The organism is Bradyrhizobium sp. UFLA05-112 (genome assembly GCF_053572325.1).
On the sequence record NZ_JBANBK010000086.1, the window covers coordinates 1 to 15,102 of the forward strand.

The 15,102-nt window shown below is 64.4% G+C and carries 14 protein-coding genes and 1 pseudogene; 9 read left to right on the plus strand and 6 right to left on the minus strand.

Annotation, left to right across the window (positions count from 1 at the left end; genetic code table 11):
- Both SO180_RS34300 and SO180_RS34305 read right to left on the minus strand, forming a co-directional pair.
- Positions 1 to 507, minus strand: a pseudogene (locus SO180_RS34300) (amino acid ABC transporter permease); the annotation flags it as partial.
- 2 nt (positions 508 to 509) lie between these two features.
- Complete coding sequence (locus SO180_RS34305; protein WP_449383244.1) at positions 510 to 1,697, minus strand: amino acid ABC transporter permease; 1,188 nt, start codon at positions 1,695 to 1,697, stop codon at positions 510 to 512.
- Positions 1,698 to 1,804: 107 nt separating this feature from the next.
- Between SO180_RS34305 and SO180_RS34310 the strand changes: the two genes are divergently transcribed.
- The 4 genes from SO180_RS34310 to SO180_RS34325 all read left to right on the plus strand — a co-directional run bounded on the left by SO180_RS34310 (position 1,805) and on the right by SO180_RS34325 (position 5,866).
- Entirely contained in the window at positions 1,805 to 2,677 is an 873-nt protein-coding gene (locus tag SO180_RS34310) for a MurR/RpiR family transcriptional regulator (RefSeq protein WP_449383245.1), read from the plus strand.
- Positions 2,678 to 2,680: 3 nt separating this feature from the next.
- Complete coding sequence (locus SO180_RS34315) at positions 2,681 to 4,030, plus strand: aspartate aminotransferase family protein (protein ID WP_449383246.1); 1,350 nt, start codon at positions 2,681 to 2,683, stop codon at positions 4,028 to 4,030.
- A 12-nt stretch (positions 4,031 to 4,042) separates the two neighbouring features.
- A complete protein-coding gene (locus tag SO180_RS34320; RefSeq protein WP_449383247.1) occupies positions 4,043 to 5,056 on the plus strand; it encodes an amino acid ABC transporter substrate-binding protein in 1,014 nt (337 codons plus the stop codon).
- 171 nt (positions 5,057 to 5,227) lie between these two features.
- Positions 5,228 to 5,866 carry an aspartate/glutamate racemase family protein gene (locus SO180_RS34325; protein WP_449383248.1) on the plus strand — a complete coding sequence of 213 codons (639 nt, stop codon included), beginning with the start codon at positions 5,228 to 5,230 and terminating at the stop codon, positions 5,864 to 5,866.
- Positions 5,867 to 5,963: 97 nt separating this feature from the next.
- On the opposite strand, the gene SO180_RS34330 is transcribed toward SO180_RS34325, so the two are convergent.
- Complete coding sequence (locus tag SO180_RS34330; protein WP_449383249.1) at positions 5,964 to 6,608, minus strand: TetR/AcrR family transcriptional regulator; 645 nt, start codon at positions 6,606 to 6,608, stop codon at positions 5,964 to 5,966.
- 162 nt (positions 6,609 to 6,770) lie between these two features.
- On the opposite strand from SO180_RS34330, the gene SO180_RS34335 reads away from it, so the two are divergent.
- The 5 genes from SO180_RS34335 to SO180_RS34355 are packed head-to-tail and all read left to right on the plus strand — an operon-like array spanning position 6,771 to position 11,584.
- On the plus strand, positions 6,771 to 6,980 hold the full coding sequence (locus SO180_RS34335) for a ferredoxin (RefSeq protein WP_449383250.1): 210 nt from the start codon (positions 6,771 to 6,773) through the stop codon (positions 6,978 to 6,980).
- 53 nt (positions 6,981 to 7,033) lie between these two features.
- A complete protein-coding gene (locus SO180_RS34340) occupies positions 7,034 to 8,254 on the plus strand; it encodes a cytochrome P450 (protein WP_449383251.1) in 1,221 nt (406 codons plus the stop codon).
- Between the two features lie 33 nt (positions 8,255 to 8,287).
- The gene (locus SO180_RS34345) at positions 8,288 to 9,610 is read left to right on the plus strand and encodes an MFS transporter (RefSeq protein ID WP_449383252.1); all 1,323 of its coding nucleotides are present in this window, start codon (positions 8,288 to 8,290) and stop codon (positions 9,608 to 9,610) included.
- A 35-nt stretch (positions 9,611 to 9,645) separates the two neighbouring features.
- Positions 9,646 to 10,311 carry a sulfite oxidase-like oxidoreductase gene (locus SO180_RS34350; RefSeq protein WP_449383253.1) on the plus strand — a complete coding sequence of 222 codons (666 nt, stop codon included), beginning with the start codon at positions 9,646 to 9,648 and terminating at the stop codon, positions 10,309 to 10,311.
- 49 nt (positions 10,312 to 10,360) lie between these two features.
- Positions 10,361 to 11,584, plus strand: a complete 1,224-nt coding sequence (locus SO180_RS34355) for a bifunctional alpha/beta hydrolase/OsmC family protein (protein ID WP_449383254.1) — start codon at positions 10,361 to 10,363, stop codon at positions 11,582 to 11,584.
- 1 nt (position 11,585) lies between these two features.
- Here SO180_RS34355 and SO180_RS34360 read toward each other — a convergent pair whose 3' ends face one another.
- From SO180_RS34360 to paaK, 3 genes are read right to left on the minus strand one after another with little or no spacing between them, the layout of a single operon-like run.
- The gene (locus SO180_RS34360; protein WP_449383255.1) at positions 11,586 to 12,668 is read right to left on the minus strand and encodes a YeeE/YedE family protein; all 1,083 of its coding nucleotides are present in this window, start codon (positions 12,666 to 12,668) and stop codon (positions 11,586 to 11,588) included.
- Between the two features lie 33 nt (positions 12,669 to 12,701).
- Positions 12,702 to 13,706: a quinone oxidoreductase family protein gene (locus SO180_RS34365; RefSeq protein WP_449383256.1), complete on the minus strand. Its 1,005-nt coding sequence runs from the start codon at positions 13,704 to 13,706 to the stop codon at positions 12,702 to 12,704.
- 51 nt (positions 13,707 to 13,757) lie between these two features.
- Positions 13,758 to 15,089 carry a phenylacetate--CoA ligase PaaK gene (gene paaK / locus SO180_RS34370; protein WP_449383257.1) on the minus strand — a complete coding sequence of 444 codons (1,332 nt, stop codon included), beginning with the start codon at positions 15,087 to 15,089 and terminating at the stop codon, positions 13,758 to 13,760.
- Positions 15,090 to 15,102: the final 13 nt, after the last annotated feature.

A 15,102-nucleotide genomic window follows, 5' to 3' on the forward strand; every position in this document is an offset into this window, starting at 1 on the left:
CGCCAGGATCAGTGTCACCGGCAATCCGCCCCAGCGGTCCTGCGAGACGAAGGACAGCCCGAGTACACCGCCCCACATCAGCACGCTGATCACGGCCAGAACGGCGATCCAGACATAGACGAGCTCGCGCCGCCACCACGCGCGGCGGGTCGAGACGTAGAACAGCGCGATGAAGAGCAGGACCGCGAGCGCGGGCCTCCACTGCTCGTCGAATGGATAGGTGCCGAACAGGATGAAGCGGTACTTTTCGGGGATCACGGCCCAGCAGGCGCCCACCCCACGCGCCGCGCGGCAGGCGCTGGAGTCATTCGCAGGCGTCAGCCAGACCGCGTTGGCAATGCCCCATTGCACGAAGCTGATCACGCCCTTGGCAAGCACCGCAAAGAGCACCAGCGTGATGATCCCATTCGGGATCGATGAGAACAGGTTGGCGCGCACCCAGCGCAGCACGCGATTGCCGGACTGCGGGCGGCGCATGGCGCGCGGCGTGTCGGTGATCGCGGTCATTGTCAGCGCTCCACCAGCGCGATGCGCGCATTGTACCAGTTCATGAAGAAGCTGATCGACAGGCTGATGGTCAGGAACACCGCCATGATCAGCGCGATCGCCTCGATCGCCTGCCCGGTCTGGTTCAGCGTGGTGTTGGCGATCGAAACCACGTCCTGGTAGCCGATCGCAACCGCAAGCGAGGAATTCTTGGTGAGGTTGAGATACTGGCTCGTCATCGGCGGCACGATGACACGCAGTGCCTGCGGCAAAATGATCTGCCGCAGCATGAAGCTGCGGCGCAGGCCGAGCGCGTTGGCGGCGTCCCACTGTCCCCGCGGCACCGATTGTATGCCGCTGCGCACGATCTCGGCGATGAAAGCCGAAGTGTAGGTGACGAGCGCGATCAGCAGCGCAAAATACTCAGGCGCCAGTGTCAAGCCGCCGACGAAGTTGAAGCCACGCAGCTCGGGCCAGGCAATGCTCCAGCGCACGCCGAGTTGCCACGACACCAGCGCCGGCAGCACGACGATGAGGCCGAGCGCAAAAGGCCAGGCCGGTCGCGGCTTGCCGTCGCGCATCTGCTGCGCGATCAGGGTTCGCCGTATGAGGTAGAACACGCCTGCGCCGATCGCCACCGTGCCGAGCACCCAAAGCTGCCCCTCGCCGATCGGGATCGACGGCAGGATCAGTCCGCGATTGGACAGGAAGATGCCCTCGATCGGCCGCCATGCGGCACGCGCGGCCGGCAGCGCCTGCATCAGCACATACCAGAACAGGAGCTGCAGCAGCAGTGGGATGTCGCGCAACACCTCGACATAGACGGCAGCAAGGCGCGACAGCAGCCAGTTGGCCGACAGCCGCGAGATGCCGATCAGCGTTCCCAGCAGGGTCGCGAGCACGATGCCGATGACGGCGACGCGCAAGGTGTTGGCGACACCGACGACGAACGCCCAGAAATAAGTGTCCTTCGGGCTATAGGCGAGCAGGCTATCGGCGATCGGCATACCGGCCTCACGGCCGAGGAACGCAAAACCGGTCGAGATGCGGCGCGCCGAGAGATTCTGAACGGTGTTGGACCAGAGGAAGACGATGATGGCGAGGGCAACGCCGACGACGAGGACCTGCCACAGCAGCCCCTTGAGCTGCGGGCCTCCCAGCGCGAGCGAGAATGTCCGGCGCGGCGGCGGTCTGGGGCTATCGGTCGTCACAGCACAAAAATCCTCAAAACGCTTTGAAAGCAGCGATTTCCGGCCATGCGCTTCGTCAGCGCGCATCAACTGTTGCACCAAACGGTCATCTATGCAACAAATGTTTCATGGCCGAGCCCGCGAAATCCTCGCCGTTGAGCGAACTCTGCAGCGCATTGCCATCGCTCCCGATGCGACTGCAGGAGGTCGGGCGTTTTGTCGTGGCCAATGACTACGACGCCACTACCCGTTCGATGCGCGATCTCGCGGCCGAGGCCGGCGCCGACCCTGCCGCGTTCACGCGGCTCGCCAAGGCGATCGGCTATTCCGGCTGGGACGCGTTGCGCGCGGAGCTGACCGAGGCGCGACGGCCGTCGCAGACCTCACCCTTCTCCGGTCGCGCCAAAGGGCGCCGTCACGGTCCGAACTCCGACGTTGCGCTGATCACCAACAAGCTCGACGCGGAAGCTGCGGGCCTGCCGAGGATCTCGGCCTCCTCCGTGGCCGATGCCGCAAAGGCATTGCACGGCGCAAAGCGCATCTGGATTGCCGGCTTCCGAAGCTGCCGCAGTGTCGCGGAGCTCCTGAACTATGAACTGCGGCTGTTCCGTGCGGGCGACGTGCAGATCGTCGGTGGTTCCGGCCCTGACGATCTCGACCTCGGCGCCTTCCGTGCCGGCGACGCGGTCGTGGTGATCGGCTTCACGCCCTACACGGGCGCAAGCGTCCGGGTGGCACAAGCCGCCCATCGCGCCGGCGCGACGCTGATTTCGATCGCGGACAGCGTTGCCGCACCGATGGCCGAAGGCGCGAACTACGTGCTGCTGTTTGAAGCTGCGTCCTCGCCCGGGTTCTTCCCGAGCCTCACCGGCGCGATCGCGATCGCGCAGTCGCTCGCTGCGGTGACGTTCTCGCTCGGCGGCGCGGCTGCAAAGAAGCGTCTTCAGGACACCGAGGCGCGATTGACCGCGACCTCCATCTACGTCTCAGAGAAAGGTTGACCCATGGGCACCCGCACGAGCCGCGTACTGCACCGTTCCTTGCGCGAGACGCCGCCGAAGGCGATCGGCGGCGAAGGCGTTTACCTCTTCGCCGAAGATGGTCGGCGCGTGCTCGACGCATCCGGCGGGGCGGCCGTCTCCTGCCTCGGCCATCAGCATCCGCGCGTGATCGCGGCGCTGGCGAAGCAGGCCTCGACGCTGGCCTATGCGCACACCGCGTTCTTCTCCTCCGAGGCGGCGGAGCGGCTGGCCGAAACGCTGGTCGGCCATGAGCCCGGCGGTCTCGCCTACGCCTATTTCGTCAGCGGCGGATCGGAAGCGATCGAAGCGAGCATCAAGCTCGCGCGGCAATATTTCATTGAGCGCGGCGAGCCGCAGCGGCGGCACTTCATCGCCCGGCGCCAGAACTATCATGGCAACACGCTCGGCGCGCTCGCCGCCGGTGGCAATGCCTGGCGCCGCGAGCCCTACGCGCCGCTGCTGTCCAGCGCTTTCAGCCACGTGACACCGGCCTTTGCCTATCACGAGAAGCGCGACAACGAGTCCGATGCGGCGTTCGTGGCGCGGCTGGCCGCCGAGCTCGAAGCCGAGTTCCAGCGGCTCGGTCCCGACACCATCGCAGCCTTCCTTGCGGAGCCGGTCGTGGGCGCCACTGCCGGTGCCGTCACTGCGCCCGACGGCTACTTCAAGGCCGTGCGCGAGATCTGCGACCGTCATGGCGCGCTGCTCATCCTCGACGAGGTCATGTGCGGCATGGGCCGCACCGGCACGATGCACGCCTGGCAGCAGGAAGGCATCGCACCCGACATCCAGGCAATCGCCAAGGGTCTTGGCGGCGGCTACCAGCCGATCGGCGCGATGCTTGCAAGCGGCAAGATCATCGATGTCATCCGCGCCGGAAGCGGCGCGTTCCAGCACGGCCACACTTATCTGGCCCATCCCCTCGCCTGCGCGGCAGCACTCGCCGTGCAGGAGGTGATCCGCGAAGATGCCCTCCTCGATCGCATCAAGGAGCGCGGGCGTCAGCTTGAGCAACGATTGACCGAGCGCTTCGGCAATCATCGCCATGTCGGCGATATCAGGGGCCGCGGCCTGTTCTGGGCGATCGAGCTCGTTGCCGATCGCGCGACACGCACCTCGTTCGATCCGGCGCTCAAGCTGCACCAGAAGATCAAGGCGGCCGCCTTCGCCGAGGGGCTCGGCTGCTATCCCGGCGGCGGCACCGTCGATGGCGTCCGCGGCGACCACGTGTTGCTGGCGCCGCCCTATATCGCCTCGGCGGACGAGATCGACCTGATCGTCGACAAGCTCGGCACGGCCGTCGACAACGTGTTGCGTAGTGTCAATCACTGAGGGGAGAGTAGCATGATGAGGAACGTGATTATCGCGGCAGGCTTGCTTGCGGCTTCGAGCAGCATGGCGTCAGCCGCAACGCTCGACACCGTGAAAAGCCGCGGCACGCTGGTGTGCGGCGTCAGCGCCGGCTTTGCCGGATTCTCCGCGCCGGACTCGCAAGGCAACTACAAGGGCCTCGACGTCGACTATTGCCGCGCCCTCGCAGCCGGCGTGCTGGGTGATCCCAACAAGGTGCGCTATGTCGCGCTGACCGCGCAGAATCGCTTCACCGCGCTGCAATCGGGCGAGATCGACGTGCTTTACCGCAACTCGACGCAGACCTATCTGCGCGGCACGACGCTGGGCCTGCGGCAGGGACCGATCAACTTCTACGACGGCCAGGGCTTTGTCGTGAAGAAGGATCTCGGCGTGAAGGAACTCAAGGACCTGAAGGGCGCCACCGTCTGCGTCGCTCAGGGCACCACGCATGAGGTGACGCTGGGTGACTACGGCCGTGCCAACGGCATCGACTGGAAGCCGCTGGTGTTCGACCGCGTCGACACCATGTACCAGACCTTCTTCGGCGGGCGCTGCGATGCCATGACCCAGGACGCTTCGGCACTCGCCGGCGCAGTGACCACGGCCGCACCGAATCCGGCCGACTACGTCGTGCTGCCGCAGACCATCAGCAAGGAACCGCTCGGGCCCTTCACCCGCAATGGCGACGAAGTCTGGAGCGACATCATCACCTGGCTGCATTACGGGCTGATCGAGGCGGAAGAGCTCGGCGTGACGCAGGCCAATGTCGAGGAGATGGCGAAGTCGCAGACACCAGCGGTGCAGCGACTGCTAGGTGCCTCCGGCGATCTCGGCTCCCGGCTCGGGCTCGATAACAAGTGGCTGGTCACGGCGATCAAGGCGACCGGCAATTATGGCGAGATCTATGAGCGCAACGTCGGCAAAGGCAGCCCGCTGAAGCTCGAGCGCGGCCTCAACGGCCTCTGGGACAAAGGCGGCTTGATGTACGCCATTCCGTTCAAGTGAAGTTTCGAAGCGCAGCGAAATCCGGGACCAGTTTCACCCGGTCGTGCACTTTCCCCGGATTGCGCTGCGCTCCATCCGGGCTACGGGAAATCCATTCCTGCGGACAGAGCCTCTCACCCAGCCCTCTCCTTGTAAGAACGGGGAGAGGATTGAGAAGGAGCGACAAACTTCATGCGCATCACCCTGATCCACGCGCTCAAGCATTCCATCGCCCCGATCGAGTCGGCGTTTGCGCATCTTTGGCCGGAAGCGCGGCTGATGAACCTGCTCGACGACAGCCTCTCGGCGGATCTGGCGCGCGACGGCGCGCTCACCGACGCCATGACCGACCGCTTCCTTGCGCTCGGGAATTATGCGGTTGCGACCGGGGCAGATGCGATCCTGTTCACCTGCTCGGCCTTCGGACCCTGCATCGAGGCGGTTGCGCGCGCGCATGCGGCGATGCCCGTCCTGAAACCGAATGAAGCGATGATCGAGCAGGCGGTGACGATGGGCCGGCGCATCGGCCTGCTCTCGACCTTCCCGCCGACGCTGCAATCGATGCCGCCGGAGTTTCCGGCCTCGGTCGAGATCGTGCCGAAGCTCGCCGATGGCGCGCTCGCTGCGCTCGACCGCGGCGACCGCGCCACGCACGATCGCCTGATTGCGGAAGCCTCAAGAGACCTGCGCGGCTGCGACGTGATTGCGCTTGCGCAATTCAGTATCGCAGCTACCGCGCCCCTGGTCACTGATGCCACCGGCAAGCCGGTGGTGACGACGCCTGACAGCGCCGTGCTTAAACTGATGAAACTGTTGTCGGTGACGCGCTAAAGCATGATCCGGAAAAGTGTGAAGCGGTTTTCCGGAAAGATCATGCGCAAACAACAACCTAAAGCGCGATGACGATTCATCCTGATCTCATCGCGCTTTAATCGGTCTTGCCGCTGCGGCGCGCTCCCTTGATCGCAACCTCCAGCGCAAGCTTGGTCTCGGCCACAAAGTCCTCGACCAGTTCCTCAAGCGTGGTGTGCGCCGACCGGCCGGTGAGCATGCCCTGCTCGGCCAACATCACCACGCCGTGCAGCGCGGCCCAGATCTTGAGGGCGTGCCTCTCGCGCAAATAGCCGACGGCCGGGGCCTCCAGCGCCTCGATCACGAGCGCGAAGGTCTCGTTCGTCGCCGCGTGCAGCTCGCTCCCCACGTCCGCGCAGGAGACCGTGCGCGAGGCGAACATCAGCCGGTAGATGCCAATGCGGCGCAGGCCGAAATCCAATGTGGCCTGGGCGAGCCGCGAAAGCTTCGACTGTTTCGATGGCCTTGCCATGGCTTCACGCAGCACAGCGGTGAACTGCCGGAAGGCTTCAGCCGTCACCGCGGCGAGCAGCGCCTCACGATCGGCGAAATGACGATATGGCGCAGGCTGGGAGACGCCGAGTTCCTTCGCCAGCGCCTTGATGCTGATCGCCTCCGCCCCGCCCTGCTCCGCCTCACGCAAGGCGGCCTTGATCAGGGCGTCGCGAAGATCACCATGGTGATAGGCATTTTGCGGCTTGCGGGCGAGTTGTGTCGGCATGTTGAGCGGAAACCTATAAGTTTGCGCTTGACAGGGAAAGCCCGTCCGCAATGTAATATACTATAACTTGTTTCGCGGACATCGCTGCGAAGAAGAATCAATGAGGAACGCGCCCGGCCCCCTTGAGGGGCGGCCCGCATGCGCACGACCGAGGGAGCTTAAATGGCAGAACGACTGAGGGTTCAGGTCGATCCCGACAAGTGCCAGGGCCATGCCCGCTGCAAGGCGCTGGCACCCGAACTGTTCGAGCTCGACGAATACGGCAATGCGCATGCGGTCGGCGACGGCACGGTGCCAGCCGGCCTGGAAGACAAGGCCTGGCTTGCCAAATCCAACTGTCCGGAAATCGCGATCGAAGTGACTGAGGAATAGCGCGCCGCGCGTTCCTGCGTTCTTCCGTGAACACAATCCCCGAGGATCCAGAGATGTCCGACGTCAGCCAACCCGCCGCCCATCCGCCCGTTACCGATTGGCTCCACGATTTCGACCACACCGATCCGCACTGGACGGAAGATCCCTTCCCGATCTGGGACCAGATGCGTGCAGCAAGCCCGGTCGTGCATACCGAGCGCTTTCTCGGCTGTTATCTGCCGACAACCTACGAGGCGGTGCGGCAGATCGCCAACGACACCGAAAGCTTCTCCTCGCGCCGCATCATCGTTCGCGATGAGCGGCCCGAAGTCGCCAAGAACGCGGCGCCGCCGATCACCTCCGATCCGCCAGACCACAAGCCGGCCAAGCAATTGCTGCTGCCGCCGTTCACGCCGGATGCGATGAAGAAACTCGAGCCGCGCGTCCGCGCCATCTGCAACGAGCTGATTGACGAATTCATCGCCGACAGCAAGGTCGACGCCGCTGCGAGCTACACCAAGCATATCCCGGTGCGCGCGATCGCCCACATGCTCGGCATCCCCGAGGGCGACGGCGACCTCTTCATCAAGTGGATCCACATGATCCTCGAGCTGAGCATCAAGAACGAGATGATGCTGAAGCAGGCGGCCGACGAGATGACCGATTATTTCGCCGGCCATGTCGAAGCGCGCAAGAAGACGCCGGGCGACGACCTGATCTCCTATCTCCTCAATGCCCGTGACAAGAACGGGCAGCCGCTCGAGGACACCCACATCTACGGCTCGCTGCGGCTGCTCCTGATCGCAGGTATCGACACCACCTGGAGCGCGATCGGCTCCTCGCTCTGGCACCTCGCGAGAACGCCCGCCGACCGGGAGCGCCTGATCGCCGAGCCTGAGCTGATGCCGATCGCCGTCGAGGAACTCCTGCGTGCCTATTCGCCGGTGACGATGGCGCGCGAGGTGGTGAAGGAGACGACCATCTCCGGCTGCCCGGTCAAGCCGGGCAACATGGTGCTGCTGTCGTTCCCGGCCGCCAACCGCGACCCCAAAATGTTCCCCGATGCCGACAAGGTCGTGCTCGACCGCCGGGAGAACCGCCATGCCGCCTTCGGGCTCGGCATCCACCGCTGCGTCGGTTCCAACCTGGCGCGGATGGAGATGCAGGTCGCAATTGAGGAATGGTTGAAGCGAATTCCGGACTTCCGGCTCGACCCGGCCGGCACCGTGACCTGGTCGCAGGGGACCGTGCGCGGGCCGCGCCAGTTGCCATTTCTGCTTGGAAAGTCCATGTAGCCTCTTGAGAACAAAAGTTCTGGGAGGCCGGTGATGACAGACCAAGCAATCAAGCCGGCCTCCGAGCACTTCGACATTGCCGATGCCCAACGCCGCATCAAGGCGATCTTCATCGGATCGATCGGCAATCTGGTCGAATGGTATGATTTCTACGCCTATACGGCGTTCGCGCTGTATTTCGCGCCGGCGTTCTTTCCCGGCAACGATCCCGTCGTCCAGCAACTGAACGTCGCCGTCGTGTTCGCGGCGACCTTCCTGATGCGCCCCCTGGGCGGCTGGTTCTTCGGCTATCTCGCCGATCATTTCGGGCGCCGGATCTCGCTGACGCTCTCCGTCGTCTTCATGTGCTTCGGCTCGCTGATCATCGCGGTGACGCCGACCTATGCCTCGATCGGTCTTGCCGCGCCGGCCATCCTGGCGGTCGCGCGCGTGATCGAGGGCTTAAGTCTCGGCGGCGAATATGGCGCCAGCGCCACCTATTTGAGCGAGGTCGCCGATCCCCGGCATCGCGGCTTCTATTCAAGCTTTCAGTACGTCACCCTGATCGGCGGACAGTTGACCGCGATCATCGTGCTACTGCTGTTGCAAAAGGTGTTTCTCACGCCCGATGAGCTGAAGGCCTGGGGCTGGCGCATTCCGTTTGCGATCGGTGCGGGGCTTGCGATCTTCGCCGCGGTGATGCGGCGTGGCCTGCATGAGACCGAGGCATTCGAGGAAGCCAAGAAGGTGGTGAAGCCGACCGGCTCCATCGCGAACCTCCTGAAATATCCGCGTGAGCTGTTGCTGGTGGTGGGCCTCACGGCCGGCGGTACCGCGGCATTCTATACCTTCACCACCTACATGCAGACCTTCGTCAAACTCTCGGTCGGACTGACCGAGGACCAGACCACTTTCGTGATCTTCGGCACGCTGATCTTCGCGACCATCCTGCAGCCGATCTATGGCGCGATCTCCGACAAGATCGGACGCAAGCCGCTGCTGATCTTTTTCGGCGTCGCCGGCACACTCGCAACCGTCCCGCTGCTGATGACGCTGAAGGAGACGAAATCGCCCTTCATGGCGTTCGTGCTGATCTGCTGCGCCTGGCTGTTCGTCGCCGGCTACACCTCGATCAACGCGGTGGTGAAGGCCGAGCTGTTCCCTACCAACGTTCGCGCGCTCGGTGTGGGACTGCCCTATGCGATCACGGTATCCCTGTTCGGCGGCACCGCGCCGGCGATTGCGCTCTATTTCAAGACCATCGGGCACGAGGACTGGTTCTATTACTATCTCAGCGGCATCATCTGCCTCTCGCTCATCATCTATGCTACGATGCGCGACACCAAGCATGCCTCCGCGATGCACCGTCACGAGTAGACATCGTCACGGCTAGACATTGCCACGAGTAGATCATGGCTGACGAGAACGAGCCGCCGCCCGAAAGCAAGCTGACGCGGACCAAGGAGAAATGGGCGCGCGAGGGCCGCTTCCTCACCGGCAGGATCACGCGCCCGGAAGACCAGCGCCTGCCGCCCGGGCAGCATCTCACCAAGGATTGGCCCGTGCTCGATCTGGGCCTCACCCCGGAAATCTCGCGGGAACGCTGGCGGCTCGACGTCTATGGCGCGGTCGAGAACCCGGTGTTCTGGACGTTTGCGGAATTCACGGCGCAGAAGCAGGCGCAATTCACCTCTGACATCCATTGCGTGACGACCTGGTCACGCTACGACAACCAGTGGGAGGGGCTTGCGACGCGCGAGCTGCTGGCGACCTGCCAGCCGCACGATGATGCGCGCTTCGTCGTGCTGCATTCCTATGACGGCTACACCACCAATCTGTCGCTGGAGGATTTCGCCGCTGAGGACGCCCTGCTCGCCCATAGCTGGTCGGGCCAGCCGCTGTCCGAGGAGCATGGCGGTCCAGTGCGGTTGGTCGTGCCGCATCTTTATTTCTGGAAGAGCGCCAAATGGCTCCAGGCGATCGAGTTTCTGACCGAGGATGCGCCCGGCTATTGGGAAGTTCGGGGCTATCATAACCGCGGCGATCCCTGGACTGAGGAGCGCTATTCCGGAGGCTGACCTTCCCACCTCATAGAGAGAGGTGGACGCCCACAGCGAGGAGATGCCCATGGCGATGGAACGCTTTCAGTTCACAGGCGAAGGCGGCCATCTGCTGGCGGCCGCGCTGGAATTGCCGGAGGGCGACCCCGCGGCGTACGCGCTGTTTGCGCACTGTTTCACCTGCGGCAAGGACGTGCTCGCCGCACGCCGCATCGCGGTCGCGCTCGCGGCAAAGGGCATCGCCGTGCTTCGCTTCGATTTCACCGGGCTTGGCTCGAGCGAAGGCGACTTCGCAAACTCCACCTTCTCCTCCAACGTCGCCGATCTCGTGCACGCCGCCGATCATCTGCGCGCAACGCGCAAGGCACCGGCGATCCTGATCGGCCATAGCCTCGGCGGCGCTGCGATCCTGGCGGCAGGCGGAAAGATTCCGGAGGCCAAGGCGGTGGTGACGATCGCGGCGCCGTCCGATCCTGCGCATGTCACGGGATTGTTCCGAAAGCATCTGGACGATATCCGCAAGCAAGGCGAGGTCGAGGTGTCGCTTGCTGGGCGGCCCTTCCGCATCAAGCGCGAGTTCCTCGACGACATCGTCGAGCACGAGCTGATGAAGGACCTCACCACACTGCACAAGGCGTTGCTGGTGATGCATTCGCCGGTTGACGACACCGTCGGCATCGACAATGCGACGAAGATTTTCGTCTCGGCGAAACATCCGAAGAGCTTCATCTCGCTCGACCATGCCGATCATCTGCTCGGCAAGGCGAGCGACGCCGTTTATGCCGCCGACGTGATCGCGGCCTGGGCCAGCCGCTATGTCGAAGCGGCAAGACCGGCAAAAGTGGCAGACCTCCCTGAAACGCCGCGCCAGGTCATCGTGCAGGAGACCCGCAAGAGCAAGTTCAACCAGATGATCTCCGTCGGACCGCACCGCCTGGTGGCCGACGAGCCGGTCGCGGCCGGCGGCGAGGACGCCGGCCCCGGCCCCTATGATTTTCTGCTCGCTGGCCTCGGCGCCTGCACCTCCATGACCATGCGGCTCTATGCCGACCGCAAATCCCTGCCGCTCGATCGCGTCACGGTGACGCTGAAGCACTCCAAAATCCACGCGAAAGATTGCGAGGAGTGCGAGACGCGCGACGGCATGCTCGACCAGATCGACAGCGTGATCGCCATGGAAGGCACACTCGACGCCGAGCAGCGCAAGAAGCTGATGGAGATCGCCGACAAGTGCCCGGTACATCGCACGCTGACGTCAGAGATCAGGATCGTGACCAAGGCGGCGGAGTAGTCTAAGCCGGCCGAGAACTCGCTTCCGCCGCCGTCTTGAGCGGCTGCACCCGCAACGCGCCGCGCAGGCCAGCGGTCGTGCCGAGCAGGATGCCGGCGACGGCGACGAACGACGCCAGTGCCAGCGTCGAGAGCCCCGTGAGCCCCTGCCCGATCGAGCAGCCAAAGGCCATGACGCCGCCAATACCCATCAGCGCCGCGCCGCCCGCCGAGCGCAGCATGTGGCGCGGCGACGTGTAGCCCTCGAGCTGGAAACGCCCCGTCGCAAGCGCCGTGACAAGGCTACCGGCGAACACGCCGGCGACCGTGGCGATGCCGAAATTGAGTGTCAGGCCGGTCGACAGCATGGCATATTGCAGCGCGTCCGCGATCGGCGCGATGAAGGTCAGCGAAGTCACCGGTACCGGGTTGAAATCGTCAGCGCCGAGGAAGCCGGTGACATACCAGCCGCCGGCGATCAGGAGACCGACGATAGCGCCTGCCGCGATCTGACCCGGTGAGCGGCGGAACGCCGCGTGGGCAAAGGCGAACAGCACCAGCGCTGCGGCGACCACGACAGCAGCGAGCGTTCGCGAGGCAGCATCGCCGAGCTCGAAAGCAGACAACAGCGCCGGCAGCGAATTCGCGCCCACGGTGGCCTGCGAGGCCTGCACCAGCGCAATGCGCGCGGGAGCGATCAGGCCTTTCAGCGTCATCTGCGCTGCGATCGCCAGCACGATCACGACGACGAAGGAGCGGAGATTGCCGCGGCCAAGCAACACAAGCGCGCGCGAGCCACAGCCGTTCGACAGCACCATGCCGTAGCCGAACAGGAGCCCGCCGAGGAAGAGCACCGGCGCCGAGAAGGTCTGTTGCAGATAGATCGACTTGCCGAGATCGACCACGCCGCTTCCGGCGAGGAACTGGCTCGCGGCGATCGCGACCGCCATCGCCAGCGCGTAGGTGCGCGCAAGGCGGCCATCGCCATCTGCGATGTACCCGCGCATGCTGCTCATCAGGCAGAAGCCGCTGAGCAGGCCGACGGCGCCGTAGACGAGGCCGATGGCAAGGCCGGCGAAGATGACAATCGCAGCAGCAGATTCCATGTTCAAATTTTGGGTCGTTGCTTCGACGACATGTTACGGCTTCAGGATCACGCGATCGCGCGAGGAGCCCGCGACAGCGACATAGGCCTCCTTAGCGTGCTCCAGCGCATAGATCGCGCCTTCCTTGATGGGGAACGGCTTCAGATGCCCGCTGGCAAAGCCGGGACCGAGATCGCGCAGCACGGCTCCCGTCGCGATCGACGACAGACCGAGCGTGTCGATGCCGACATAGGTGTGCTGGCCGCGATAAAACTCCAGAATGTTGAACTGCACGATACGGTCGATCGCCGCGATCAGGATCTGCCGACCGCGCAGGGCCAGCGACTTGTGCGCGGCCTGGAAATAGGGATCGCCGACCGTGTTAAAGACGATATCGGCGCCCTTGCCGCCGGTCACTTCGCGCACGCGCGCTGCGATATCGGTGGCTGAGGCGTCGATCACCTCTACGGGCGCGTTCCTGTGGCCTTCATAGGCTTCGGCCTTGCGCACCACGCCGATCACGCGCGCGCCTTGCCACGTCGCGATCTGCACGGCGGCCTGGCCGACCTTGCCGTTGACGCCCATCACCAGCACGGTCTCGCCCTGCTTCGGCAGGCCGGCGCGACGAAAGCCTTCCATTGCGGTGACGAAGGGCACGCCAATGCCAGCAGCTTCCTCCCAGGACAACGCCGCGGGCTTTTCCACCACCGCCTCGAGCCCGACGACGAGATGCGTCGCGTGGGTGCCGTCGCGGCGGATGCCGAGGTCGCCGGATGAGCCGAACACCTCGCGGCCGACGGTGCCGGCCGGGCCATCGACCACCACGCCGGCATAATCGCGGCCGGGCGTGCGCGGGAACACGGCATAGGGCATCAAGCCGGTCGCGGCCTTCACGTCGGACGGATTGACGGCGGCGGCTTTCACTTCGATCAGGATATCGTTGACGCCACGCGCGAGCGTGTGATGCTCGACGCGAGGTGCAAGCGCCGCTGCGTTCTCGACCTTGGCATTGAGGCGCACGCAGCGCGCTTCGACGGTTTTGCTATCGGCTGCCGACATCGAAAGACCCACGATTTCTCGCAGGCCTTGTCGCCTTTGGGGCCGGTCAAGTCAATCCTTCGGCCGCTTGTCGTAGAGGCGCTTCGCCTTGCCCAGCGACCGCTCCAGCGTAGCCGGCGCGACGGCCCGCACCTTGGCGGTGATGCCGATTGTGTTCTTGATGTGGGTCGATATCCGCTCGGCGTGGTCGACGAGCCCGCGGCCGTCCCAGCTCTCGGGACGCGCCTCCGCGATGATGGTCAGCTCATCCATCCGGCCCTCGCGGGTCAGTTCCAGGATGAAATGGCCGCCGCACCAATCGGTCGCGAGCAGCACCTCCTCGATCTGGGTCGGGAACAGGTTGACACCGCGCAGGATGATCATGTCGTCGGACCGTCCCGTCACCTTCTCCATCCGCCGCATTCCGGGACGAGCCGTGCCTGGCAACAGTCGTGTCAGGTCGCGGGTGCGATAGCGTATCACCGGGAAGGCCTCCTTGGTGAGGGAGGTGAACACCAGCTCGCCCCTCTCGCCGTCCGGCAGCACAGCGCCGGTCTCGGGATCGATCACTTCTGGGTAGAAGTGATCCTCCCAGATGTGCAGACCGTCCTTGGTCTCGATGCATTCCTGCGCGACGCCCGGACCGATCACTTCGGACAGACCATAGATGTCGGTCGCATCCATGTCGAAGGCCTCTTCGATCTCGCCGCGCATTGCGTTGGTCCAGGGCTCGGCGCCAAAAATGCCGACCTTGAGCGAGCATTGGCGCGGATCGAGCTTCTGGCGCTTGAACTCATCCAGGATCGCCAGGATGTAGCTCGGCGTCACCGTGATGATGTCGGGTCGGAAATCGTTGATGAGCTGCACCTGCCGTTCGGTCATGCCGCCGGAAATCGGCACCACCGTGCAGCCAAGCTTTTCCGCGCCGTAATGAACGCCGAGGCCGCCAGTGAAGAGGCCATAGCCATAGGCGTTGTGGATGATCATGCCGGTACGGCCGCCGGCAGCGCGGATCGAGCGCGCCATCACCTCTGACCATGTGTCGATATCCGCTCTCGTATAGCCGACGACGATCGGCTTGCCCGTCGTGCCGGAGGAGGCATGCACGCGCACCAGCTTTTCGCGGGGGACCGCGAACATGTCGAAGGGATAGTTGTCGCGCAGATCCGTCTTCACCGTGAACGGAAACTTTGCGAGATCGGACAGCTCTTTGAAATCAGACGGATGCACGCCGGCCTGGTCGAAGGCTTTGCGATAATGCGCGACGTTGTCGTAGGCGTGCTTCAGCGACCAGGCCAGTCGCTGCGTCTGCAACGCCATGATCTCGTCGCGCGATGCGCGCTCGTGCGCGTCCATCTCGGCGCTATAGGCGTTGCCACCTGCCTTCAGCCTGGTCAGAGCCATCCTCGTTTCCCCA